Origin of the sequence: Nonomuraea antri, assembly GCF_013283785.1 — a bacterium.
GTDB classification, from domain to species: Bacteria; Actinomycetota; Actinomycetes; order Streptosporangiales; family Streptosporangiaceae; genus Nonomuraea; species Nonomuraea antri.
The window spans coordinates 78785-99127 of the sequence record NZ_JABCPZ010000010.1 but is presented as its reverse complement, the minus strand read 5'-3'; the positions used below and the strand labels follow the sequence as shown (position 1 = coordinate 99127).

Genomic DNA, 20343 nt, shown 5'->3' with positions numbered 1-20343 from the left:
AGCTGCGTATAAGAGACAGGGGTCGCGGGGCAGCGCGAGGTCGGCCTTGGTGAGCGGTTCGGGGAACTCGGTCTGGATCGGCGGCTGCAAAGCGTCGCAGTAGCGGTTAATAGCGATCTCGAAGGCTTCTTGCGGGCCCATGCCGGCGTCGGTGAGCGCCTGGGTGAGGCGTCTGTCGATGTCGGCGTACAGGTAGACGCTGGTGGGCACGAGGTCGGTCCACTTGGGCGCCCGGATCCTGCGGGGTCCGGTTCGGCGGGTGGATTGCGGTCCCGCTTTTTGCTGCTGCTCGGAGGTGGGGTCGTCGAACAGTGTGGGGCGCTGCGGCGGTTCTGGCTTGCGCGGCATGTGGCTTCCTGTGGCGGTGTGGCGTTGGTTCCTACCGTACGGGTCTTGGTTCGTGTTGTCGTCTCAGACGCGTGCGGGACGTTCGTTCTGCGAACCAAACCACTGGTTCCCTGTTTGTATGTAACGGTTCCCTCTATGTTATTCTGGGGTTGATCGCGAACATCAAGATCAACTTCCCTTCGCCACCTGGTGGCACATCGCTACCAGCACCAACACCACACAGCCCCAGGAAGGAAGCCGTGGCCGCCGAACCCGACCCGCACGAGTACACCTGCGCAGGCTCGCCCGTCGCCGTCCTCCGCGTCGACGGCAGCAACGCCATCGAAATCGCCGCCCTGCCCGGCAGTCGCACCGTCGAAGCCAGCCTCAAGGAGATCACCCTCGGAGAGGCCCTAGCCCTCATCGCCAGCCTCACCGACGCCGTCGACGAGGAGAAATGGAGGTGACCGCCCAGCCGGCCGAGCAGGGCAGGCCGCGCATGCGCGAGGTGTTCCGCTTCGGCTTCTTCGGCTGGAACATCTCCGCAGCCGAGCGCATCGTCGAAGGCCGTGAACCCGACGTCGTGCGCGTCGCGGACGTCGCCCCCATGCTGTGGCTGGTCTACGTCAAGGAGGACCACGCCGCCACCGTGGATCTCAGCAAGCCCCTGATCGTCGCGCCCGTGCCCGAACTCGGGACCCTGGTGATCGACGGCTGGCACCGCATCTGGAAAGCCCGGAAGGCCGGCGTCGAAACCCTGCCCGCGGTCCTCCTCACGCCCGACGAGGAGCATCGCGTCCGCATGTACGGAGGCGACAAAGGACCTGGTCACTACCGCTAAAAGCGGAAACGCAATCTGCCTCCTCGCCCACCTCGGGCGAGGAGGCGCCCCCTGAGACGAACAGAAGGAACCGATGAAGAAGCTCGCCATTCTGGACCTCGAAACGACCTCCCTCGACGACCGCACCGGCGACCTGTGGGAGATCGGCCTCATCATGCGTGACCTGCGCGAGCCGGTCAGGACCGACGTCGAATACTGGTGGCAGGTCCGGCCGGACCTCACGCACGCCGACCCCACCGCGCTCAAGACCGGCCGGTACTACGACCGGTGCCGTGTCCAGCACAAGGAGATCGGTGGAGCCCGCCGGCTCTCGCCGGACATCCAGGTCCCCGAAGGCGGCAACTGGGTCAAGAGCTTCACGGGCGGGCCTCCGGCCGAGGGTGACCACTACAAGAACGCGACCGCCGCTGGCATCGCCCGCACGCTCGCGCCCATGCTGGACGGCGCCACGATCGTCGCGAACAACCCGTCGTTCGACCGGAAGTTCCTGGACAAGTTCCTCCGGGCCAACGGGCAGCTTCTCACTGCCCACCACCGCATGATTGACATCCGCGCCTTGCTGATCGGCTACGTTGACGGTCGGCTGTCCGCCTTCGACGGCAAGGTGGAGGACGCGTTCGAGCCCGAAGCCGTCCCGTACGTTCAGGACTGGCTGGACGGCTACATGGACAGCCCGGCCTGGGAGATCGTCGGCATCACGCAGGAGCCGGGCACCAGGCACACCGCGCTCGGCGACGCCCGACTCGACCGCGACGTGTACGACGCCGTCCGCAGCGGCCGGTGATGGCCCGCCAGTCGCAGCGCGAGCGGGTCGCCCACTGGACCGAGGCCATGAAGCAGGCGCACGCAGCGCTCGACGCGCTCGACGTGGACGCCTGGAAGGACCCAGTCCGCGACGAGATCGCCTACCGGCCCGAAAGGGACAGCACGTCGTGATCACCGGGCCGGACGTCCTACTTCTGATCTGGGCAGTCGGCGTCGCCTACCACGCGCCACGCATTCTCAAGCGGTTGTCCCTCATCACCACCTGCGACCCCATCGAGTTGTGCCAGGGCTGCAGGGATGAGCGCAGAAACGTCATGCACGAGGGCATGACGTTCGAGTTCCTGGGTGCCGCTGGCGGGCCGGTGATGGTGCTGCTGGAGGCGAACATCTGGTATCTCAAGCCGTTCCAGCCCGCTCTCCGCAGGCTCGCTGGGCGGGAGCCGCTGCCCACCTGCTCGAAGGGCTCATGCCTGGCCCACACCAGTACGCGGAGGCGAGCGTGAGACAGCGCGTCGGCCTCCCCAGCCTTCCCTCCACCGAAAGGAACCCCTCATGAAGCCCACCATCCGCGTCGTCGTCTGCCTGGTCACGCTGCTGCTCATCCTGGCGATGTGGCTGACCTTCGCCTACCTGATGCGGGACAGCGGCCTGATCACGTGGATCCTCGGCCTCGGCCTCCTCGCGGTCCTGATCATGGGCAACTGGGTCACCGACCTGGCAGCCGACCAGCCCGCGCCCGAGCGCACGCAGGACGGGGACAAGTAATGGCCGTAGACCTCAGCCACCTGGGCCTCACCGACGACCAGGTCCGAGACCTCGTCAAGCTGGCCGCGGCCGCCTGCAGGAGCGAGAGCTGGCAGGAGGCGAACCCGATGCACTGGGCGCTCGACTTCATCGAGAACGCCGAGGACTTGGTCGAAGTCGGCGCGGCCGCGTGGGACCGGATCGACGACAAGTACGGGACCGTGTGATGGGCGACGGCCGCAGCATGCCGCTGCATATGCTGAGCCCGAGACTTCAGGCGGCGTACGTGATGGCCCGAGCAGGCCTGTCCACGATCGCGAGCGAGCACGACCGGCTGGCGCTGGCCGAACGGATGCTGGAGGCGGTGAACGACGTCGGATTGCAGGTAGCGGAGAAGCCGACACGGACCCCGCAGCCGGAGCCCGCCCAGATCCCGCCGATCTGGCCGGGCAACCCCGTGACGCTCGCCCAGCTCATTCCCGGCAGGCTGGTGCAGCGGTACACCGAGGAGGCGGGGGAGGAGGTCAGGACCGACGTGCCGTGCTGCGAACGGCGGATCACGGTGGAGGCCAGGGACGGACTAGAGACCGATCTGGTGTGCCCGTTCGACGGCCTGCGATACACCCTCGTGCTGGTGGATGACGAGGACGGCGGCCTCTGGGCCAACTTCACCGTGGTCGGCGAGGTCGTCATGCCGCGGCGCCGCTCTCCCACCCGACGACGCTGACAGGACGCGCGGCGTAAGCTAGCTGTGCGTGTGTGTCTGCAAACCCGCGCAGAAGCCCCGATGCCGCTGGCGTCGGGGCTTCTTGGCTTCTGGGGATCACCGCTCTCCTACCCCCACCAACTGACTCCTTAAATGTGCGTGTAGGTATCCAAGATGTATGCTTTGGCCATGAACAAGCGACGCCCCCGCGGGCCCGTGCCGGTCTACCAACTGGTCTTCAACGCCGTGAAGGCCGACATCGACGCCGGCCGGCTCAAGCCCGGCCAGTCGCTGCCCACAGAAGCCGAAATGTGCGAGGCCCACAACGCGTCGCGGCAGACCGTCCGCAGAGCCCTGGCTGACCTGCGTGAAGCGGGGCTCATCTACACCATCCGCGCCGAAGGGTCCTACGTCGGCCCGCCCGACGCTCCCAAGATCCGCGAGCCGCTGGCGTTCGAGCGAATCGCAGACGCCATCATCGAGGGCATCAGGAAGGGCACCTACAAGCCGGACGAGGTGCTGCCGTCCGAGTCGGTGATGATCGAGGAGTTCGGCGCGGCCAAGAAGACGGTCCGAGCGGCTGTCAATCTGCTGCGTGAGCAGGGCTGGGCGTACACCGTGCCCGCGATCGGCACGTTCGTCGCGAGCCGCGACAAGTGGCCGGAACCGCGTTAACCCGAGTGTCCGCAGTCACGCGATGTAGCCCGCAGCAAGCGGGGCTGCATCGCGTGTCTTTTGCCATCAGCGATCAGCGCTGACCTGCGCCAATGCGGACTCGTACATGTCCGCATGGGCGGCGATATGCGGCCGGCGGCGGACGGCCAGCATCACCGTCGCGCCTACGACAACGCAGGCTCCCGCCATGATGGCGACGCCTGAGGCACTGGCTTCGTCGATGCGGACTATATGGACGACGGCTGCGGTGAACGCCGCGGTGCCGACGATGAAGGCCGCTGCGAGGGCCGCCATCGCTAGTCTCATGCTTCTGCCCTTTCTGGACGAACGTGTCGGTAAACGTACTCTCTCGCTCCGACAGTCGCGCACCCGCCTGCAGTCAACTGCTGCGGCTCACCCTGACATCTTGCTTCGCGGGCCCCCTCGGCCGGATGTCTCCCGCTTCGTGCAAGTTTTCCGAGCTGCGATCCTCGCGCATCGCGAGCCAGAAAACTAGACGAATACGGATCTTTGCGCGTAATCTCTCCACTCCATGCATGCACTCGATCTTGTCGCGTGCAAGTTGATCAATCCGTGGCAACTTGCATGCGATCATGTCGCGTGCAAGTTGATCGAGCCGTGGGCAGCTTCCTGTCTCAGATGGTCGGGGGATACCAGAACGCCGTGAGCAAGGACCAAGAGCGTTCGGGGCGCGCGTTGGTGGGCGCGAGACTCCGTCAGCTACGTCGGGAGCGGAAGCTCACGATGCTGACCGCCGCCGAGGCCCTTGGCGTCTCAGAGTCAAAGATCAGCCGGTTGGAGAACGGGCACGTGCCCATCAGGCGGCAGGACTTGCTCGATTTGCTGGCGCTCTACGGTGTGACCGACCCGCTTCAGCAGAAGGTGCTCGTGTCGCTGGCGCTGGGAAGGAGGGAACCCGCCTGGTGGGACGTCTCGGCCGTCCCGTTGCGAGACACCACCCTATGGACTTACGAGCAGACTGCCGACCTGATCCGCTGCTATCAGCCGGCCTTGGTTCCGGAGCTGTTGCGTAGCCAGGAGTACGCGCGGGCAGCTCACCAAGCCACCCACTACCCGCCGCCGCCGACTGCGTCGACCGACGCTCATGTCGCGAACCTGGCGTTGCGTCAGGAGGCGCTGTTCTCCAAGGACGACGGAACCCCCGTCTTGTGGGCGGCCATCGAGGAACCAGCTCTTTGGCGGGTGCTCGGAGGCGACCTGGAAACGCACCTGTCGCAACTCGACGCCCTGATCCGCGCCACCGAGACCAGAAGCGTCACGATCCAGATCAACCCGATGGGCAGCAGCTTCGTGCCCATGACCCGGCCGTTCACCATCTACAGGAGTGCCGGGCAACCCCAAATCCTCGCCATTCACGGACCAGTCGGCGATGAGATCGTTGAGTTACCGGACAGCGAGACGCACGGCCGACTGTTCGAGCAGGTGGTCTGCGTGGCCTGTCCCGCAGACGACACCGCCGAGGTTCTCTTGCAGATCCGAGAACGCCTGTCTGCGTTCTAGAGCTACCGCACAGCCTCACCCCTACCCCCCTGGAAGGATCCCCCGTGACTCAGTCACCCCCTGACGCGCCCAGCTCCGCTCGCATCTACAACTACTTCCTGGGCGGCACGGACCACTACCTCATCGATCGAGAAGCCGGCGATACGTTCTTGGCGCACCGTCCCACGGTGAAAGCCGCAGCACGAGCCAACCGCGGCTTCATGCTCCGCGCGGTCAAGGCGCTTGCCGACGCAGGAATCGACCAGTTCCTCGACATCGGCGCCGGGCTGCCCCTCGCTCCGAACGTGCACGACGTGGCGCGCACGGTTCACGCCGACGCTCGCGTGGTCTACGTGGACGCCGACCCGACGGTGGTGTCATATTGCAAGGCGCTGACGCGCCAGCCGGGTATATCCAGTTTGCTGGGAGATGTCCGAGATCCTGCCGAGATCCTTCTCCATGCGGCGGGGTTCCTCGACCTGTCCCGACCGGTCGGGTTGATCGCCGTCGCCGTGATGCACTTCGTCCCCGAAGACGAGGCCGGCGCCTACTTGGCCCAGTTGCGCGATGCCCTGGCGCCTGGCAGCTACCTCGCCCTCTCCCACGCCTGCAACGCGTTCGTGCCGCCTAAGGACGTCAAGGCGGCTCAAGCCCTGTACCAGCAGACCTCGGACCCGGTCAGGATCCGCTCTCTCGAAGAGATCACGGCTCTCTTCGACGGGTGGAGCGTTCTAGACCCGGGCCTGGTCCCGGTCGCGGAGTGGCGGCCGGTCGAGAACGACCTGTTCCCCGACCACGCCGTGGAGAACGTGGCCGGCGTCGGCATCCTGACCCGTCGATAGCACCGGTGACCTCCATCATCGTGACGGGCCGCTCGGCATCACGCATCAACTAGTGATCAAGAAAGCATAGAGGCTGATAACTCCTCGCCCACGTGCCGGAGCGCAACGCTCCATGAGCAAGCAATCGAGGATTCCCGTGATCATCCACCAAACCATGATCTGCCGCGCCATTCGTGTTTGGCTGCTCGGGCTGACCGCGATGTCGGCTGTGAGCTGGGCAGCGACCTTTACCTCACTCCTGCTCCTGCTTTCCAACGAAGCCTTCAGCGTGATCGTGTTCGTGCTGCTGGCCGTGTGGACTGCCGTTGTCCCTGTACCTGTCACGTTCCAGACCGTCCGGTGGTGGCGGCGGGTCCGCATGGGGCGGCATGTCTCGCGCCTTGGCCAGAAACACAAACGTTCGTTTGAAGCTGTTCAGGACGAGATCCGCTCTATTCGCCGCTGAGACGTTGTCGAGGTGGAAGACGGACCAGTCGCAACGGCTCGGCAGGCCTCGGCCCTGGGCGAGACGGCTCGACTGGCACCTGCTCGCGGCCTGATCGGGCGCTTACCCTGTTGACGGTCGCGAGCGGGTCGACCCGCAAAAGGTTCAGGATCGTGTAAACCATCGCATGTGATGTCGCGTCGTACGTAGTGGAGGGGCGTTGTCGGTCAACCTGACGATCAGCGGCCCGCAACGGTAGATGGGCTCGTAGGCAGGCCGCTGCTCTGGCTCCTTGGTGACGTGACGCATGGCGATGACACCTCTGAGTACCGTGCGGAGGTCGCGACGCCAGCGAGATGCGACTCACTCTGCGGCGTCCCGTGCTGACGCGACGCCTGCGCGTCGCGCTGTTGGATGAACTGATCTACTCGGGCTGCATGATGTGCAGTTGGGTTCGATATGCGTCCAACGTTGATCCGAGGTTCTGCAGCAGGGCCTTCTCCATCTTGGCCTTCTGCTCGGGTGAGACACGCTTCAGTGCACGTATCTCGCTGAGCATCATCTGGAGATTCTGTTGCAGGACCTCGGGCGTGAGGTCAGGGTCGAAAGCTGCAAGGGCTGGATCGGTCCGGCTCCGCTCGCGGATCCATTTGCGGAATAGTTCGGCTGCCGCGGGCCGGTCTCGTTGGTCGAAGTCATCGGGGGTGATGATGACTTCGTTTGCCAGATCGTTGATCGCAACCGCCATCAGGACGATCTCTCGATCCTCCGGCTCTCTGCCGCCGGCCTCGATGCGTCGCCAGGTGGGTTCGGAGATTTGCTCGCCGCCGGCGAGCTCGGAGGCGCGTTTGGCGGCGGCTCGGGTGGAGATGCGTCGTCGCAGACCGCCTGGGTGTTCTCGTCGTTCAACTATGAACTGAACCACTTCTGATGGGGTGCTGATGTCAGCCACGGCGCGTCCATGTCCTTTCGTGGCGTCTGATGCGTCATACGGGTTGGGCGCAACGGTATCAACTGACGCGCGAGCGCGTCCGATACATCCCCAAACAGTCAACTACTCTCCGTAACAATTCCAAGGTAGTATGCGTGACGCGCTTGACGCGTCACGCGTTGCAAGACGCGTCAAGACGCGATAGTGTCGGTTATGTCGGTTCGATCGTGCGCGACCAAAACGGAGCGCACCGACGAAACGCCCGGCAAACCAAACCCCCAACGCCACGGAGCGTCATATCGCCATGCCCACCGGCATCCTCCGCTGGGAAGACCCAGCCCGCGTAGAAACCCGCACCACCGACGAGTACGCCCAAGTAGCCGCCGCGCTCCGCGCCAACCCCCACAAGTGGGCGGTGATCGCAGAAAACCCCGACACCGTCGAAGGCAGGCGCAACGCCAACCGCCTGTTCAACGGCGTCAAGAAGGGCTACCGCGGCTTCCGCCACGACCCCACCGGGACGTTCCAGGTCACCACCCGCACCGTCGCCAGAGACGACGGAACCAAGGCCGTCCTGGTCTACGTCCAGTACGTCCCACACAGCTAAAAGCGAAGCCGCAATCAGCATGACCAACACCACACAAGCGGCGTCAACCGACGACCTGGCGCAGCTCATCGCCACACGAGCCGCCAAGCACTGGAGCTGGGACGTCCGGTCCGAGCTCACTCGTCTGCTCGCCGACGTCCTCGGCGACTACGAGACCGCCGCCCAGCTCATCGAGGAGACCGGCCGCAAGCTCCTGGCCGCCGAGTACGAAGAGGACCCCCAGTGACCCCACCGACCATCACGCCCCCCACCAACCCTGAACTGCTCGACTACCTCGGCGCCCTCAAGGACGACGAGCAGCAGCCGAGCCGGCCGAGCCACCGCGGAGGCCCCGCGCTCGACCCGATGATCGAGGACGAATACCGCTTCGGCTGGTTCGGACAGGCCGACTATGACGGGCACCTCGGCGGTGACGCGTGAGCATCGTCATCCACGAGGACGAGCGCGACGAGTACGACCCGAGCCACGCCGTCCCCACCAGCGCGGGCCGCTACTACTGCGACCCCATGCTTGGCCCGGACGACCCGAACCGGATGAAAATCTCCGTCACCAACGCCATCGACCAGCACATGATCGAGGCCCTGGCCCCGGCCGCCGCGAGGGACACCGCGATCTGGCTGATGGACAACCTGCCTGCGGCGAACCGCGCGGCCATGGACCCGGACGACGTCGAGGCGTTCATCAAGGAAGCTAAGAAGCAGTACCGGGTCCAGTGGGACAAGAAGGCCGACCTCGGCTCCCGCGTCCACGCCATCGGCGAAGCGATCAACCTCGGCAAGGCGTACATCCCCGACGAGGAAGCAGAACCGTTCGTCGAGTCCTACCGGCAGTTCCTCGCCGACTTCGGAGTGGACCTGCGCCGCGACATCGTGGCGGCTGAGTGCACCGTCCTGAACCGCACGATCCCCTACGGGGGCACGAGCGACATCTGGGCCAACCTGCGGTTCCCCGGCCCGACGTCGCCGATCATGCCGAGGTTCAAACCGCGTGCGGTTCCGGCGGACCCGATCCCGACTCCGTCCGGGCTGTGGCTCATCGACATGAAGACCTCGCTGACCAAGCCAGCCAGCGCCGTCTACGACGACTACCTTCTGCAGCTCGCCGCGCTGCGGAACGCGGAGGTCGCCCTGGTGTGCCCGCCGTCGTGCAGGTACGGCGAAACCGACGACCACGACGCCAGCCACGAATTCGCCATCCCGGAGTTCGTCGGGACGGCGATCCTCAACCTCCGCACCAACGGCTACGGGTTCGTGCCGCTCCCGGCCGACCAGGACGCGTTTGACGCGTTCTGCGGGCTGCTCCCGCTCGCGCACTACGTCCACGGACTCGAAATGCGCGGCTTCAAGCCCATCCAGCCCCCGAGCAAGACCACCACCCGGAAGGACGCTGCCTGATGCCCATCGACCCCTCCGTACTGCAGCGCCGCCACTGGCAGGACGGCCGGATCCGCCTCGGCATCAAGAAGACCAGCCAGAACGGCAAGGAGTACCCCAGCAAGATCGAGACGTTCCGGTTCACCTCGCCGTCCGAGGAGATGATCCGGGGTGTCGCCGAGCTGTACGGCGGCCAGGCAAAGCCGTGGCAGTCGCCCGAGGGCCCGCAGTTCGAGGTCATCACCACCGCGACCCGCATCCCCGTCATCGTCCCGCCCAACGGGTTGTCGCAGAACATGGAGGCATGGGAGGCCAAGGTCTGCATCCGCCGCTGCACAGGCGTCACGATGCAGCCCCCGTTCGTCGGCCCGTGCCTGTGCGGCGCTGACCGCGACATCAAGAGCCGCCTCTGCAAGCCCACCACGCGACTCGGCGTCTTCCTCAAGAAGGTGCCCAGCCTCGGCCTATGGCGACTCGACAGCAAGGGCGAGAACGCCGCGGCGGAACTCCCGAACGCCGCCGAGTTCCTGGCCCACGCGGGAACGTACGTGGACGCCTGGCTGTACCTGGCCAAGCGCAACGGCACGATTATCGACCCGAAGACCAAGCAGCCGAAGCCGACGACGTACATGGTGCCCGGCCTGACGATCGAGGGCATCGGGTTCGACGAGCTGATGTCGGGCGAGGCACGACGCCGCGCCGAGCTGGCCCGCGCTGGTGAGAGTCAGCGAGCGATCGAGGCCGGGTCTGCGACCGACTACCTCGCGATGATCGAAGCGGCCACGGACCGAGATGCGGTCGTGGCCATCTGGAGGACGTCCAAGCTCGACCCTGCCTGGCAAGGCCGAGGGGAGGAAGTGGAGGCCGCGGCCAAGGCCCGTGTCGCCACCTTCCCTCCGCAGCAGGACAAGAACGCGACGCAGGGACAGGCCGCCCCGGAGGCTCCGCAAGCGGAGACACCCAAGGCGCCGCACGGAGGGGAGCCTCCGCACTCGCAAGAGTCGGACACGCCGCCAGCGGCGAGCGACCCCGAGGCTGATCGGGTCCGCCAGCACATCATGACCGCGTGGGCAGGCACGACGAGCCAGCTCCACACCGCGTTCCGTGACCGCACCGGCACCACGATGAAGGCCGCCACCCTGCAGCAGCTTGGCGAGTTCGCCGACCAGCTCGGCCAGCCCGCCGCAGGCCCGATCGCGGACGAACCCCGCAAGGCGTCCGAGCGGGCGGAAGCGCTCCTTGAGGCCGCACGCCAGCAGCACAGCGCGGCGGCCGACGACGGCGACATCGTGGACGGGGAGGTCGTCGAGGACGAGGAGCAGCCGAAGCCGACCGCCAAGGCGCTGCGCGACCTCGGCGTGTGGTTCGGAGATGCCGGAGTGACCATCCACACAGGCAAGGGATCGGCCGCGAAGAACGACGATGCGCGGTTCGCCTGGATCGTCGAGCATCTGGGCGTCGAGGTGACCTCGACGAAGGACCTCAGCGCCGAGCGGGTGGACACCGGTGTCAAGCTGCTCATGCAGCAGGCCGCCGCCTACCGCAAGGACCTGCAACAGCGCATCTCCAACGTCTGGGGCGACCTCGGCGGCACCAACCAGCAGTTGTCGGTCGCGTTCGAGGCCGACATCCGCAAGCCGGCCGGTGAGGCGTCCAACGCCGACTACGCCGCGTTCCTGCAGAAGCTCAACCAGGGCGAGGTCACCCCCGGCGGTAGCCAGTGATGCGTCTGACCAACGACCAGCGCGCAGCAGTCCGCGCCGACCGGCTCGCCCGCACCAAGCGCGAGCGCGAGCACCGCGCCGCCCTCCTTGCGGAGATCGCGCAGCACGCGGGCGTCTGCGGCAGCATCGCTTGCCTGACCTGCAGGGCGTTCGGGCTGCTCGCCGAGTACGTGCCGTTCGAGCCCACCGTCCGCGAGGAGCGCGAGCAGGCCCGCCACCAGCTCGCCGAGCTCCAAGAGCGCCTGGAGCGGATCCGCGACGTCCATCAGGACCTGTCCGAGAACGCCCGCCTCGGCGCACCGCTCGCGCGCACAGTCCACGACGCCGCATGGGTCGTCCTCGTCCGACTCTCCACCGCCTGGCACGGCGAGGAAGTCGAAGACCCCTACGCCCCCCTGTCCCCCGACCACCTCAACTAGCCCCCCGGCCCGGCGCCCGCAGCCCCGCGGGCGCCGGCCCGCCCCTCAAGGAGAGTCCGTGAAGACCATCACCGTCGAGTACGACGACGTCACCGGTGCCACGATCGAGCACCGGCTGACCGACCAGGAGACCGTCCTTGCGATCGGCAACCGCCGATACCCCGTCGCGCTCACCGACAGGGCCCGCCTGCTGGAGGCCCTGCACATTGCCGACAAGCTGTCCGCCTCCGTCGTGGGCTGGCGTGGCGACATCGTCGCAGCGCTGCAGAAGCTCGACAACGAGCAGTACGCCCGAGAGAACGCCACCACCTGACCCGGCCTCCGATCGTCACCACCGCCCAGGGAGTTCGCATGCACCGCGACCCGCACATCACCCCGACGATCGCCGCCCACGTCCTCTTCCACCTCGGCCGCGGCGGCAGGCCCGGCAGCCCGTTCGTGCAGAGGCTCCTCGCCACGTTCGACGCCGCCATCGCGCACGAGCGCGTCCAGCTCGCCGCTGCGTTCCCCGACTACGCCGCCGCGTACGAGCTGGCCAAGTACACCCCTGACGGCGTCGCGGTCCTCCAGGCCCACGCCGACAACGACCCCCAAGGAAGATCATGAGCCGCTACACCATTCCCAACGCCCCCGGCTCGCCCGACGAGCGGGTGACCACGGTCGGCTGGGACGCACCCCTCAACACCTACTGGGCCACGGCGTTCGACCCTCCCGCCCCCGGCGCCGAGGACGACGTCGAGGTCTTCTGGATCGGATACACCCCATGCGCGCTGCCCGACGTCGAAAGCCTCGTCACCGCGCTCCGCGAGCACGGCGTCGAGATCCCGCCCTCCACCTTGACCAAGCTCCGGGCGGACAAGCCGATCGAGGGGGAGCAGTTCGCGGGTCGGCCCGCTACGAGGCTCATCGCCGAGATGACCCGCCCCCACGTCTCCGTCGACCAGCAGGCGCGCATCGACGCCGCCCTGCAAGGTGGTGCGCGATGAGACGCAACGACGTCGAGGTCATCGGCGGGCTCGCCTTCTTCGCGATCACGCTCCTGGTCATCATCGGCATCGCGGCGGCCAAGACCAGCACCAACCGCATCGAGACCGCCACCGTCGAATCGAAGGAACGCGTCTGCGAAAGCAGCAGCGAGTGCCGCTACCTGATCTTCACCGACCGCGGCGTCTACGAGAACACCGACGCCTGGCTGAGCTTGAAGTTCAACAGCTCCGACATCTACGGCGCACTCAAGGTCGGCCAAACCTACCGGCTCAAGGTCAACGGATGGCGCGTCGAAGTCACCTCGTCCTACCCGAACATCCTGGCCATCGAGAGCGAGGTCACGAAGTGACGTTCGACGAACTCGCAGCCAAGACCCAGCCGTACCACAAGGCCATCGTCTTCGGCGCGGCCATCGCGTTCTTCGGCGGCCTCGTCATCTTCGGCGGGATGTGGGCGCTCGTCATCGCCGGAGTCTGCCTGTTCGTCGGCATCATGCTCGGCCTGATCGTCGGCGCCGAACTGATGCGACGCGACCTCGCCGACGAGATGACCGTGCTCCGCTCCCAGTACGAAGCCGCGTCCGAGCTGGCGTACAAGCTGAACCAGGAGCTGAACGCCCAGGTGCAGCGTGCCGAGTCGGCCGAACGCGATCTGCTCACCACCGCAGCCGAGAAGACCTCGCTGCGCCACAAGCTCGACGCCATCCAGGTGGACGGCACGGTGTGACCGTGGTGAAGAACATCCTGGCGGTGATCGGCGCGCTCTCCGTGCTGCTCACCGCCGGGCTGCTCCTCCTCTCCCTGCTCGCGCTCCGAGCCGAACGGCGACGGCTCCGCAGACACCGCCACCACAGGGCCGCCCGGCCGGCCGAGCAGGTCGCCACGGACCCCGCCCTGTGGTCTGACTTCTTCCTCGACCACGGCCTGCACAAGGTCCTCAAACGCCCGAAGGAATGGAAAACATGATCCCCTTCCACGTCGTCGGCCTCGACCTCTCCCTCACCAGCACCGGCATGGCCACCGGCCTCGGCTGGTGCGAGAAAGTCGGCCGAGACGGCATCACCAACATGCCCCTGCACGCGAAGTACCGGACGCTCAACGAGCTGGCCAGCCGCATCATCGTGCTCACCAACGCCGAGAAGGCCCACCTCGTCCTGGTTGAGAAGCTGGTCTTCAACCGGAAGGACGGCGGCCGCGGCGGCGCCGGTGAACGCTCCTACCTCTACTACCGGACGATGGGCATCATCGCCGACGCCGGAGTGCCCGTCGTCGAAGTGCCGCAGAGCACGTTGAAGACGTACGCGCTCGGCAAGGGCAGCGGCGAGAAGAACGAGATCGTCGATTCGGTCGCCCGCCGCCTACCGATGTTCCACACCGGCGGCAAGCACGACATGGCCGACGCCGCGGTGCTCGCCGCGATGGGAGCCGACCACCTCGGGCAGCCCCTCGCAGACATGCCGAAGGCGCACCGGGCGGCGCTGGACAAGCTGACTTGGCCGGAGGTGCGCCAGTGACGGTCTCAGAAGTCGTTCTCGCTCGACGTCGCGCCATGCGGGAGCGCAAGCAGAAGATCAAGCTCGGGACGTGGCGCGGAATGGTGGACGCCTTGCCAGCTCGCCAGCACGTCCAAGAGCTACGAACGGTATGGCTGGCGAGCTATGCCGCCATCGCGAGCACTGCGCAAGTCGCCGCCACCGGAGTAAAACACCTGGTCGAGGGCACCCCTGCGCGGGAACTGCCGCCGCCAGCGCGGATCGGCGCACGCATGTCGGACGCGCTGCTCACTGTCACAGTGGACGACCTTCCCGACGCCTACCTCATCAACCCCGTCGGAGCGACACGCCGCCTACGCGCTCTCGCAGTGCAGGGCTGGCCGACCACGGAGATCGCCGACGTCGCGGACGCTCAGCTTGCTGGCCTGAAGGCGCTGCGCATCGGGACCAAACCACGAGTGACCGTGGCGCTGAACCGGCGCATCCGCGAAGCGTTCGACGTCCTCATCGGAGCCGACCCGTACGCCGCTGGCCTGCGGAAGGGCACCGTCACCGGGCTTCGTAAACAAGCACGGGAGCGGGGGTGGCACCCAGCGGAGGCGTGGGCAGACGCAATCGACGACCCGAGAGTCAAGCCGTGGCAGATGGTCCGCTGCTCCTATCCGATGTGCGTCAACGGGTCGAAGGACGAGCGCCGACTGTGCACCAGCCACCTCAAGCTGTTCAAGAAGAAGGGCACCCTCGAAGGGGCCCGCCTCATGCGGAACAGCCAGGCTCTGTTGGAAGATGCGCGGTTTATCGTCGCGACCGAACCGCCGATCAACCCGCAGACGCAGGAGATCGACGGGGAACTTCTCGCCGCACGGCTCGGCACCACCTGGGAAGCGCTGGAGCGACTGCTGAACCGAGCGGAGCTCAACCTCGGCAAGCTGCGCGAGTCGGTATGAACACAAAGCGGGACCGCAATCAGGCTGTCAAACTGGAGAAATGCCATGGCTGACACCCTGAGCGACGTCATCACAGACGCCCTGGCGAGCACCCCCACCGCAGACGGCATCCTCGACGCCCTCGACCACGCCGGATACCACGTCATCCGACCCGAGACCGGGCCGGCCTGGATGCCACGCACCCAGAAAAGCCTCGCCAAGGTGATCAAGTGCGCAGACCTGATCAACCGCGGCAAGACGCTGCAGCAGGTCGCCGCTGAGACGCGGATGTCCCTGCGGCAGGCCGAAAGGTACAGCGCCGCCGCCCGCGAAATGGGACTTACCGAGCGGAGCCGCTGATGCCCGGCTCAGGGTGGCGGAACCGCGCCGTCTGCAAGGGAGAAGACGTGCGCCTCTTCTTCGGCCCAGGCGAAGGCGAAGACCGCGAGACGCCCAAGCAGAAGGAGAACCGCATCCAGCGGGCCAAGCAGTTCTGCCGCTCCTGCCCCGTCCAGACCGAATGCCTGGACTTCCACCTGCAAGCCAGCGCAGCGCAGTACGGCGTCGCCGGAGGCCTCGACGAAGACGAACGCAGGTCCTACCGGCGCAGCCAGCAACGCAAAGCAGCACGAGAAAGGAGAACGTCGTGACCAGCGACGCCGACGACAAGGCGATACGGGAAATCGCCAGCCGCGCTTACGACCGAGACCACACCGACACCAGCGAACGGGCCAGCACGATCGACTTCGCGTTCGGGGTCATCGCCTGGCTCCGCGCCAACGGCTGGAGCCACACCCCGCCCGCGCCCCCGGTGGTCCCTCCGAAGGGGTTGCGCGGAGCGGCCATCGCTCGTCACGCCCTGGCCCAGGCCGCAAGCAACAAGGAGGGAGGTACCGATGGCCGATGACCTCGACGACAAGGCGTTGGTGCCGTTCGACGAGTTCGGCAACCTGCTGCGGCAGTCATGGGTCCCCGAAGGGGAGATCGTGTGGCGCTCCCCAGAGCCGTTCACCGCGCGACTCCAGCTCGCCCAGTTCGCGCGCGGCCGCGCCGCCGGCTACGTCATGTGGCTCGACGACCAGACCCGCATGTTCCCCATGTCCATGACCGAGTTCGTCCAGACCGTCTGCACGGTGGGCGTCGAGCCCGGCGGCTACGCCGAAGCCGAATGGATCGCGCACCGCCGCGGCGGCGCCTACGGGATTCAGCTGTACATGTCGCGGCGGGAGCGGCGTCAGGTGCGGCGCGGCAATGGATGAGCGGGTGGTCGCGCCGCCGGCCGGGTGCCGTTGGTGCGGCCTCGCCCAGCGCGACCACTTCCAGCGGTGGTCACGAGCGGCCGGCTGGCACCTCTACATCCCGCCCACCCAAGACCAGATCAAGGAACGCATGAAGGCGCGCCGGACCCTGCAGGGGCAGCGCGCCTCTCTCGTGATCACCGATGAGGCCGTGAACTGGCCTGTCGCCGAAAGGACCGACATGTCCTCTACCGACACCGCACGCCAGGAAGGCGGCATCGACCTGCGCGCCGCGTTCGACCGCGTCGACGCCCGCCACCAGCCCACCACGACCGAGACATGGGTCAACTGCCCCGCCCACCAAAAGCAGTGGGTCCACGCGCTCATCACCATGTGCTCGATGTGCGCGACCCGGCCCGTCACCGTCTGCGCCAACGACGTCTGCCCCACCTGGCCCTGCCCCGACCACCTCGCCCTGCACGGCGAGACCGTCGACACCTGCACTCACAAGGGAGACAACCGATGACCGAGCAGCAGCCGATGACGCTCACCGACTGGCGGGGCAACCCGTACACGGTCGGCGCGCTCATCCTGTACCCGCGCGGAAACGGCGGGCTCTGCGACATGCAGGAGGGCGAAGTCCTCGACATCTATGAGGCCGTGTACGAGTACGGCAACTTCCGGTGGGCCCGACTCGACCCGGACAACCCCGCCCACCAGGACCTGAAGCGCGAGACCCGCGTGAAGGTGCAGCCGACCGGACGCTCCAGCCGCGACACCATCCGCAGCAACATGGACCTGAAGCGCGACGGAGACGGCGAAGTCGTCCGCGACGAGGATGGGCACCCCATGTGGGAGGAGACCGGACCCGCCAAGCCCGTCACGCTATCCATCGTCAAGAACGTCACCGTCGCCACCTGCACCCACCAGGCGGCCGCCAATGCCTAGCCGTACCTACCGGCGCCGCAGCGACAACGAAGGATGCGTCGTCGGGATCGGCGTGGTCGCGGTGCTGTCCATCGCCGTTGCCATCGCCGCGTCCGGTAGTGACGAGGAGGAGGTGCCGGAGGTCGTCGCTGACTGCGTGATCGCCACGCAGCAGGTGGACGGCACGTACCAGGTGGTGGACGACCGGTTCTGCAACGGCGGCTCCCACGCCGCCTACTACCACTGGCTGTACGGCTCGTCGACCACCAACCGGCCCGGTTACGTGCGCGGGGGCACCCGCACCCTGCCAGCGAACACGAACGTCACCAGCCGCACCGGCACGGTCATACGCGGAGGGTTCGGCAGCAGCAGCAAGGGCGGAGTTGGCGGCTGATGCTCGACCTAACCCCATCAGATCGGGCGCACCTACGCCTGCTGCTCGCCCACGTCCTCGACGACGAACGAATCACCCCAGAAGCCGCCGACTACATTCGGAAAGTCTTCCGGGACAAGCTCGAAAGCCTCGCCCGGCCGCGCCCCCTCACCCTGGTCTACACGGGGTGGCGGGGCGCCGCCCGTCACCGGGTCCGCGCCGACCTCGAGACCACGCTGGCGCGAGCCGGTGGACGCCTCCACGTGATCGTCGGCTACAACCCGGATACCGACGACCCGCCCGGCGGCGACCGGTGGACGTACGAGTGGGCCATGAACACGCCCGGCGTGACCGTCGAAACGCATCCCGCGCCGTGGCACATCCGGGAGCTGTCCAAATCGGCCGGACCGTACCGCAACGGCTACATGCTCGGCCTCGCCGCCGGCCGCGGGGGCGCCTTCGAGGTCCTGGCCCACCTGCACCCCGCCAGTCGAGGCGCAGCAGGCACCGCCGCCTACGCCGACCACATGGGCCTGCGCATCAGGAAGGAGCCCGCCAGATGACCAACAAGTCCGACGTCAAGAAGCTCGTCGAAGCCGAGACAGAACGCCTCGGCTTCACGATGCAGCTCGCCAACGGCAAGTTCCTGATCACCAACCCCGCCAACGGCCGTACGGGCGAGATCCCGCTGCAGGCCATGGGCCGCGGCCTCGACAACTACAAGACCAAGATCCGATCCCTGCTGAACGACCACCCCACGAAACCCTCACCCATGGTCGCCGCCACCGACCCCTCCCCCGAGAAAGCCGACACCATGCCCCGTGACACCTGGTGGAGCGTTGACGAACTCGTCGGCGCAGCCCTCGCGAACGGCATCAAGCCGTACGTGTCGGGCGGCCTCCTCCACACCCCTGGCCCCGTCGAGTCCAAGTCGTACGCGGACATGCTGCACGCCCGCGAGGCCGAGGTGATCGCCTACCTCACCAAGAACACCAACACCGCCGCCACCGAAGGAGACACCACCGTGCCGAAGATCGGCGACACCGCGACAATCACCCGCAGCAAGCCCCGCGACATCTTCGCCGACGCCGAAGCCCTGTGGGGGCTGCTCCGCGACGCCGCCCGCGATCAAGGGGACAAGCCGCTGACCAACGGGGGAGTCGTCGGCGTGCAGTGGCAGGGCGCGCTCTCCCAGATCATCAAGGGCGCCTGCCCCGACTGGGACACCTCCTACCAGCAGGAAGTCCGCCAGTACCTGAACCGGACCGAGCACACCCGCTGCCACCGCCCCCGCGCCAACCCGCCCGTCTGGTGGATCGCCCTGGAATGGAACGACGGAGGCTTGACGATCACCAAGATGCCAACGCCCGATCCCCGCGCCGTCGCGGCCGCGGCCGCCGGGAAGACACCCGCCAAGAAGACCCCGGCACCCGCACCGGCCCCGGCCATGCCACCGGCCACCGCAGGGCCCGCGCTCCGCGCCCTGATCGGGTTCGAGCAGGCCATCCAGCGGACCGAAGCCGAGCGAGACCAGGCCATCCGCGAACGCGACGAAGCCCGCGCCGAGCGCGACGAGGCCCGCGCCGCCCACGCCGGCCTCCTCGGCGAGCTGGACGAGATGAAGGCCGACCGTGACCGGGCGAAGACAGAGCTCGACGCGATCAACGCCGTGTTCGCCCGGTACGGCGGCGCCCAATGAGGACCTGCGACACCCGCATCATGTTCATCATGGAGTGCCCGGCCGAGGCCGTAGCGGTCCGCACCACCGTGTGCGTTCACGAACACCTCCAGGACGAGGCGGCCTGCGCCGAACACCTCGACACCCTCGCGAACGGGTTCATGAGGTGCTCGCCGTGCTACGAGCTCGGCCACGCGTGCCACCTCATGATGGTCGCCGAAGTCGATCCCGAAACAGGGGAGCGGCGTGCTCTCCCGCGCTGACGTCAAGCCGTGCCGGGGCAGCAAGGACAAGCTGCCGTGCGGCCGGGCGGTCCGCTGGACCCGCACCGTGGCGGGCGTGGACTTCGCGGTGGACCTGGCCCCGCACGAGGACGGCAACACCGCCGTCTGGAGAGACGTCCACGGAGTCCTCCGCTCCCGCCGCATCACCGAGGAACGGCCGCTCGTCCCGCCGGAGAAGCGGATGATGCCTCACGCGGTCACCTGCCCCGGGAAGCCGCGCGTCCCGGAGTCGTCCCAACCTCCACCCAGGCAGCCGCACAGGCCTGCGCCGCCGCCGGCCGGGCTGCTGTACGTCCTGCTCGGAGTCACCCGGGCCGCTACGCAGGACGACATCACGAGGGCGTACCGCCGGCTGGCCCGCCAGCTCCACCCGGACGTGAACCCCGACCCGAAGGTGGCCAGACGGTTCCAGGAGATCGGGGAGGCGTACCACGTGCTGTCCGACCCTCGCCGCCGCGCGGAGTACGACCGGACTGGCAGGCCACCACGAGCGAGATGAACGCTAAAAGCGGTACCGCTATCGTGGCTGGACGCCTCTTCCCTCGGTGGCTCCCTTGCAA

General features: G+C 67.3%; 40 protein-coding genes. 37 read left to right on the top strand and 3 right to left on the bottom strand.

Going from position 1 to position 20343, the window contains the following annotated elements; all coding sequences use genetic code 11:
* Positions 1 to 348, bottom strand: a 348-nt coding sequence (locus HII36_RS05785; protein WP_173522000.1) for a hypothetical protein, incomplete at its 3' end; no start/stop codon positions are given.
* A gap of 149 nt (positions 349 to 497) precedes the next feature.
* On the opposite strand from HII36_RS05785, the gene HII36_RS05780 reads away from it, so the two are divergent.
* From HII36_RS05780 to HII36_RS05740, 9 genes are all read left to right on the top strand, one after another.
* Positions 498 to 794 (top strand): hypothetical protein, encoded by a 297-nt coding sequence (locus HII36_RS05780; RefSeq protein ID WP_173521999.1) that lies wholly within the window; start codon positions 498 to 500, stop codon positions 792 to 794.
* Positions 791 to 1168: a ParB N-terminal domain-containing protein gene (locus HII36_RS05775; RefSeq protein WP_173521998.1), complete on the top strand. Its 378-nt coding sequence runs from the start codon at positions 791 to 793 to the stop codon at positions 1166 to 1168. Before HII36_RS05780 ends, HII36_RS05775 begins: the two co-directional genes overlap by 4 nt.
* Before the next feature lie 73 nt (positions 1169 to 1241).
* Entirely contained in the window at positions 1242 to 1952 is a 711-nt protein-coding gene (locus HII36_RS05770) for a 3'-5' exonuclease family protein (RefSeq protein ID WP_173521997.1), read from the top strand.
* Complete coding sequence (locus tag HII36_RS05765; RefSeq protein ID WP_173521996.1) at positions 1952 to 2104, top strand: hypothetical protein; 153 nt, start codon at positions 1952 to 1954, stop codon at positions 2102 to 2104. The genes HII36_RS05770 and HII36_RS05765 overlap by 1 nt, the downstream gene beginning before the upstream one ends.
* Complete coding sequence (locus HII36_RS05760; protein WP_173521995.1) at positions 2101 to 2436, top strand: hypothetical protein; 336 nt, start codon at positions 2101 to 2103, stop codon at positions 2434 to 2436. Before HII36_RS05765 ends, HII36_RS05760 begins: the two co-directional genes overlap by 4 nt.
* 49 nt (positions 2437 to 2485) lie before the next feature.
* A complete protein-coding gene (locus HII36_RS05755) occupies positions 2486 to 2698 on the top strand; it encodes a hypothetical protein (protein ID WP_173521994.1) in 213 nt (70 codons plus the stop codon).
* A complete protein-coding gene (locus HII36_RS05750; RefSeq protein WP_173521993.1) occupies positions 2698 to 2904 on the top strand; it encodes a hypothetical protein in 207 nt (68 codons plus the stop codon). Before HII36_RS05755 ends, HII36_RS05750 begins: the two co-directional genes overlap by 1 nt.
* 17 nt (positions 2905 to 2921) lie before the next feature.
* Positions 2922 to 3404 (top strand): hypothetical protein, encoded by a 483-nt coding sequence (locus HII36_RS05745; RefSeq protein ID WP_173521992.1) that lies wholly within the window; start codon positions 2922 to 2924, stop codon positions 3402 to 3404.
* A 168-nt stretch (positions 3405 to 3572) separates the two neighbouring features.
* Positions 3573 to 4058 (top strand): GntR family transcriptional regulator, encoded by a 486-nt coding sequence (locus tag HII36_RS05740; RefSeq protein WP_173521991.1) that lies wholly within the window; start codon positions 3573 to 3575, stop codon positions 4056 to 4058.
* 66 nt (positions 4059 to 4124) lie between these two features.
* On the opposite strand, the gene HII36_RS05735 is transcribed toward HII36_RS05740, so the two are convergent.
* Complete coding sequence (locus HII36_RS05735; RefSeq protein ID WP_173521990.1) at positions 4125 to 4352, bottom strand: hypothetical protein; 228 nt, start codon at positions 4350 to 4352, stop codon at positions 4125 to 4127.
* A gap of 324 nt (positions 4353 to 4676) precedes the next feature.
* Between HII36_RS05735 and HII36_RS05730 the strand changes: the two genes are divergently transcribed.
* The 3 genes from HII36_RS05730 to HII36_RS05720 all read left to right on the top strand — a co-directional run bounded on the left by HII36_RS05730 (position 4677) and on the right by HII36_RS05720 (position 6845).
* On the top strand, positions 4677 to 5579 hold the full coding sequence (locus HII36_RS05730) for a helix-turn-helix domain-containing protein (protein WP_173521989.1): 903 nt from the start codon (positions 4677 to 4679) through the stop codon (positions 5577 to 5579).
* A 44-nt stretch (positions 5580 to 5623) separates the two neighbouring features.
* Complete coding sequence (locus tag HII36_RS05725; RefSeq protein WP_173521988.1) at positions 5624 to 6400, top strand: SAM-dependent methyltransferase; 777 nt, start codon at positions 5624 to 5626, stop codon at positions 6398 to 6400.
* A 112-nt stretch (positions 6401 to 6512) separates the two neighbouring features.
* A complete protein-coding gene (locus HII36_RS05720) occupies positions 6513 to 6845 on the top strand; it encodes a hypothetical protein (protein WP_173521987.1) in 333 nt (110 codons plus the stop codon).
* Positions 6846 to 7248: 403 nt separating this feature from the next.
* On the opposite strand, the gene HII36_RS05715 is transcribed toward HII36_RS05720, so the two are convergent.
* Entirely contained in the window at positions 7249 to 7776 is a 528-nt protein-coding gene (locus tag HII36_RS05715) for a hypothetical protein (protein ID WP_173521986.1), read from the bottom strand.
* A 283-nt stretch (positions 7777 to 8059) separates the two neighbouring features.
* Here HII36_RS05715 and HII36_RS05710 point away from each other — a divergent pair, with 283 nt between their 5' ends.
* The 25 genes from HII36_RS05710 to HII36_RS58555 are packed head-to-tail and all read left to right on the top strand — an operon-like array spanning position 8060 to position 20282.
* Entirely contained in the window at positions 8060 to 8362 is a 303-nt protein-coding gene (locus tag HII36_RS05710; RefSeq protein WP_173521985.1) for a hypothetical protein, read from the top strand.
* Positions 8363 to 8381: 19 nt separating this feature from the next.
* On the top strand, positions 8382 to 8588 hold the full coding sequence (locus HII36_RS05705) for a hypothetical protein (RefSeq protein ID WP_173521984.1): 207 nt from the start codon (positions 8382 to 8384) through the stop codon (positions 8586 to 8588).
* The gene (locus tag HII36_RS05700; protein WP_173521983.1) at positions 8585 to 8782 is read left to right on the top strand and encodes a hypothetical protein; all 198 of its coding nucleotides are present in this window, start codon (positions 8585 to 8587) and stop codon (positions 8780 to 8782) included. The genes HII36_RS05705 and HII36_RS05700 overlap by 4 nt, the downstream gene beginning before the upstream one ends.
* A complete protein-coding gene (locus HII36_RS05695) occupies positions 8779 to 9756 on the top strand; it encodes a hypothetical protein (protein ID WP_173521982.1) in 978 nt (325 codons plus the stop codon). The genes HII36_RS05700 and HII36_RS05695 overlap by 4 nt, the downstream gene beginning before the upstream one ends.
* Positions 9756 to 11459, top strand: coding sequence for a recombination directionality factor (locus HII36_RS05690; protein WP_173521981.1), 1704 nt, complete (start codon positions 9756 to 9758; stop codon positions 11457 to 11459). The genes HII36_RS05695 and HII36_RS05690 overlap by 1 nt, the downstream gene beginning before the upstream one ends.
* Positions 11459 to 11878: a hypothetical protein gene (locus HII36_RS05685; protein ID WP_173521980.1), complete on the top strand. Its 420-nt coding sequence runs from the start codon at positions 11459 to 11461 to the stop codon at positions 11876 to 11878. The genes HII36_RS05690 and HII36_RS05685 overlap by 1 nt, the downstream gene beginning before the upstream one ends.
* Before the next feature lie 58 nt (positions 11879 to 11936).
* On the top strand, positions 11937 to 12191 hold the full coding sequence (locus HII36_RS05680) for a hypothetical protein (protein ID WP_173521979.1): 255 nt from the start codon (positions 11937 to 11939) through the stop codon (positions 12189 to 12191).
* A 38-nt stretch (positions 12192 to 12229) separates the two neighbouring features.
* The gene (locus tag HII36_RS05675) at positions 12230 to 12484 is read left to right on the top strand and encodes a hypothetical protein (protein WP_173521978.1); all 255 of its coding nucleotides are present in this window, start codon (positions 12230 to 12232) and stop codon (positions 12482 to 12484) included.
* Positions 12481 to 12864, top strand: coding sequence for a hypothetical protein (locus tag HII36_RS05670; protein ID WP_173521977.1), 384 nt, complete (start codon positions 12481 to 12483; stop codon positions 12862 to 12864). Before HII36_RS05675 ends, HII36_RS05670 begins: the two co-directional genes overlap by 4 nt.
* Positions 12861 to 13214 carry a hypothetical protein gene (locus tag HII36_RS05665; protein WP_173521976.1) on the top strand — a complete coding sequence of 118 codons (354 nt, stop codon included), beginning with the start codon at positions 12861 to 12863 and terminating at the stop codon, positions 13212 to 13214. The genes HII36_RS05670 and HII36_RS05665 overlap by 4 nt, the downstream gene beginning before the upstream one ends.
* The gene (locus HII36_RS05660) at positions 13211 to 13591 is read left to right on the top strand and encodes a hypothetical protein (RefSeq protein ID WP_173521975.1); all 381 of its coding nucleotides are present in this window, start codon (positions 13211 to 13213) and stop codon (positions 13589 to 13591) included. The genes HII36_RS05665 and HII36_RS05660 overlap by 4 nt, the downstream gene beginning before the upstream one ends.
* A gap of 2 nt (positions 13592 to 13593) precedes the next feature.
* Complete coding sequence (locus HII36_RS05655) at positions 13594 to 13830, top strand: hypothetical protein (RefSeq protein ID WP_173521974.1); 237 nt, start codon at positions 13594 to 13596, stop codon at positions 13828 to 13830.
* Positions 13827 to 14378 carry a hypothetical protein gene (locus HII36_RS05650; protein WP_173521973.1) on the top strand — a complete coding sequence of 184 codons (552 nt, stop codon included), beginning with the start codon at positions 13827 to 13829 and terminating at the stop codon, positions 14376 to 14378. Before HII36_RS05655 ends, HII36_RS05650 begins: the two co-directional genes overlap by 4 nt.
* On the top strand, positions 14375 to 15304 hold the full coding sequence (locus HII36_RS05645; RefSeq protein WP_173521972.1) for a hypothetical protein: 930 nt from the start codon (positions 14375 to 14377) through the stop codon (positions 15302 to 15304). Before HII36_RS05650 ends, HII36_RS05645 begins: the two co-directional genes overlap by 4 nt.
* Before the next feature lie 45 nt (positions 15305 to 15349).
* Positions 15350 to 15643 (top strand): hypothetical protein, encoded by a 294-nt coding sequence (locus HII36_RS05640; RefSeq protein WP_173521971.1) that lies wholly within the window; start codon positions 15350 to 15352, stop codon positions 15641 to 15643.
* Complete coding sequence (locus tag HII36_RS05635; protein ID WP_173521970.1) at positions 15643 to 15933, top strand: WhiB family transcriptional regulator; 291 nt, start codon at positions 15643 to 15645, stop codon at positions 15931 to 15933. Before HII36_RS05640 ends, HII36_RS05635 begins: the two co-directional genes overlap by 1 nt.
* Positions 15930 to 16190 (top strand): hypothetical protein, encoded by a 261-nt coding sequence (locus HII36_RS05630; protein WP_173521969.1) that lies wholly within the window; start codon positions 15930 to 15932, stop codon positions 16188 to 16190. The genes HII36_RS05635 and HII36_RS05630 overlap by 4 nt, the downstream gene beginning before the upstream one ends.
* Positions 16180 to 16542, top strand: coding sequence for a hypothetical protein (locus tag HII36_RS05625; RefSeq protein ID WP_173521968.1), 363 nt, complete (start codon positions 16180 to 16182; stop codon positions 16540 to 16542). Before HII36_RS05630 ends, HII36_RS05625 begins: the two co-directional genes overlap by 11 nt.
* A gap of 4 nt (positions 16543 to 16546) precedes the next feature.
* Complete coding sequence (locus HII36_RS05620) at positions 16547 to 17047, top strand: hypothetical protein (protein WP_173521967.1); 501 nt, start codon at positions 16547 to 16549, stop codon at positions 17045 to 17047.
* A complete protein-coding gene (locus HII36_RS05615; protein WP_173521966.1) occupies positions 17044 to 17469 on the top strand; it encodes a hypothetical protein in 426 nt (141 codons plus the stop codon). The genes HII36_RS05620 and HII36_RS05615 overlap by 4 nt, the downstream gene beginning before the upstream one ends.
* Positions 17462 to 17842, top strand: coding sequence for a hypothetical protein (locus HII36_RS05610; RefSeq protein WP_173521965.1), 381 nt, complete (start codon positions 17462 to 17464; stop codon positions 17840 to 17842). The genes HII36_RS05615 and HII36_RS05610 overlap by 8 nt, the downstream gene beginning before the upstream one ends.
* Complete coding sequence (locus tag HII36_RS05605) at positions 17842 to 18384, top strand: hypothetical protein (protein ID WP_173521964.1); 543 nt, start codon at positions 17842 to 17844, stop codon at positions 18382 to 18384. The genes HII36_RS05610 and HII36_RS05605 overlap by 1 nt, the downstream gene beginning before the upstream one ends.
* Positions 18381 to 19520 carry a DUF4200 domain-containing protein gene (locus HII36_RS05600; RefSeq protein WP_173521963.1) on the top strand — a complete coding sequence of 380 codons (1140 nt, stop codon included), beginning with the start codon at positions 18381 to 18383 and terminating at the stop codon, positions 19518 to 19520. The genes HII36_RS05605 and HII36_RS05600 overlap by 4 nt, the downstream gene beginning before the upstream one ends.
* Positions 19517 to 19762, top strand: a complete 246-nt coding sequence (locus HII36_RS05595; RefSeq protein ID WP_173521962.1) for a hypothetical protein — start codon at positions 19517 to 19519, stop codon at positions 19760 to 19762. The genes HII36_RS05600 and HII36_RS05595 overlap by 4 nt, the downstream gene beginning before the upstream one ends.
* Positions 19746 to 20282: a DnaJ domain-containing protein gene (locus HII36_RS58555; RefSeq protein ID WP_328807597.1), complete on the top strand. Its 537-nt coding sequence runs from the start codon at positions 19746 to 19748 to the stop codon at positions 20280 to 20282. Before HII36_RS05595 ends, HII36_RS58555 begins: the two co-directional genes overlap by 17 nt.
* Positions 20283 to 20343 lie beyond the last annotated feature (61 nt).

What these genes read in the sequence shown, in the direction of transcription:
- HII36_RS05770 (WP_173521997.1), top strand. Translation starts at nt 1,242, where the DNA reads ATGAAGAAGCTCGCCATTCTGGACCTCGAAACGACCTCCCTCGACGAC.
- HII36_RS05765 (WP_173521996.1), top strand. Translation starts at nt 1,952, where the DNA reads ATGGCCCGCCAGTCGCAGCGCGAGCGGGTCGCCCACTGGACCGAGGCC.
- HII36_RS05755 (WP_173521994.1), top strand. Translation starts at nt 2,486, where the DNA reads ATGAAGCCCACCATCCGCGTCGTCGTCTGCCTGGTCACGCTGCTGCTC.
- HII36_RS05750 (WP_173521993.1), top strand. Translation starts at nt 2,698, where the DNA reads ATGGCCGTAGACCTCAGCCACCTGGGCCTCACCGACGACCAGGTCCGA.
- HII36_RS05745 (WP_173521992.1), top strand. Translation starts at nt 2,922, where the DNA reads ATGCCGCTGCATATGCTGAGCCCGAGACTTCAGGCGGCGTACGTGATG.
- HII36_RS05740 (WP_173521991.1), top strand. Translation starts at nt 3,573, where the DNA reads ATGAACAAGCGACGCCCCCGCGGGCCCGTGCCGGTCTACCAACTGGTC.
- HII36_RS05735 (WP_173521990.1), bottom strand. Translation starts at nt 4,352, where the DNA reads ATGGCGGCCCTCGCAGCGGCCTTCATCGTCGGCACCGCGGCGTTCACC.
- HII36_RS05720 (WP_173521987.1), top strand. Translation starts at nt 6,513, where the DNA reads ATGAGCAAGCAATCGAGGATTCCCGTGATCATCCACCAAACCATGATC.
- HII36_RS05710 (WP_173521985.1), top strand. Translation starts at nt 8,060, where the DNA reads ATGCCCACCGGCATCCTCCGCTGGGAAGACCCAGCCCGCGTAGAAACC.
- HII36_RS05705 (WP_173521984.1), top strand. Translation starts at nt 8,382, where the DNA reads ATGACCAACACCACACAAGCGGCGTCAACCGACGACCTGGCGCAGCTC.
- HII36_RS05690 (WP_173521981.1), top strand. Translation starts at nt 9,756, where the DNA reads ATGCCCATCGACCCCTCCGTACTGCAGCGCCGCCACTGGCAGGACGGC.
- HII36_RS05685 (WP_173521980.1), top strand. Translation starts at nt 11,459, where the DNA reads ATGCGTCTGACCAACGACCAGCGCGCAGCAGTCCGCGCCGACCGGCTC.
- HII36_RS05675 (WP_173521978.1), top strand. Translation starts at nt 12,230, where the DNA reads ATGCACCGCGACCCGCACATCACCCCGACGATCGCCGCCCACGTCCTC.
- HII36_RS05670 (WP_173521977.1), top strand. Translation starts at nt 12,481, where the DNA reads ATGAGCCGCTACACCATTCCCAACGCCCCCGGCTCGCCCGACGAGCGG.
- HII36_RS05665 (WP_173521976.1), top strand. Translation starts at nt 12,861, where the DNA reads ATGAGACGCAACGACGTCGAGGTCATCGGCGGGCTCGCCTTCTTCGCG.
- HII36_RS05650 (WP_173521973.1), top strand. Translation starts at nt 13,827, where the DNA reads ATGATCCCCTTCCACGTCGTCGGCCTCGACCTCTCCCTCACCAGCACC.
- HII36_RS05640 (WP_173521971.1), top strand. Translation starts at nt 15,350, where the DNA reads ATGGCTGACACCCTGAGCGACGTCATCACAGACGCCCTGGCGAGCACC.
- HII36_RS05635 (WP_173521970.1), top strand. Translation starts at nt 15,643, where the DNA reads ATGCCCGGCTCAGGGTGGCGGAACCGCGCCGTCTGCAAGGGAGAAGAC.
- HII36_RS05625 (WP_173521968.1), top strand. Translation starts at nt 16,180, where the DNA reads ATGGCCGATGACCTCGACGACAAGGCGTTGGTGCCGTTCGACGAGTTC.
- HII36_RS05615 (WP_173521966.1), top strand. Translation starts at nt 17,044, where the DNA reads ATGACCGAGCAGCAGCCGATGACGCTCACCGACTGGCGGGGCAACCCG.
- HII36_RS05610 (WP_173521965.1), top strand. Translation starts at nt 17,462, where the DNA reads ATGCCTAGCCGTACCTACCGGCGCCGCAGCGACAACGAAGGATGCGTC.
- HII36_RS05605 (WP_173521964.1), top strand. Translation starts at nt 17,842, where the DNA reads ATGCTCGACCTAACCCCATCAGATCGGGCGCACCTACGCCTGCTGCTC.
- HII36_RS05600 (WP_173521963.1), top strand. Translation starts at nt 18,381, where the DNA reads ATGACCAACAAGTCCGACGTCAAGAAGCTCGTCGAAGCCGAGACAGAA.
- HII36_RS05595 (WP_173521962.1), top strand. Translation starts at nt 19,517, where the DNA reads ATGAGGACCTGCGACACCCGCATCATGTTCATCATGGAGTGCCCGGCC.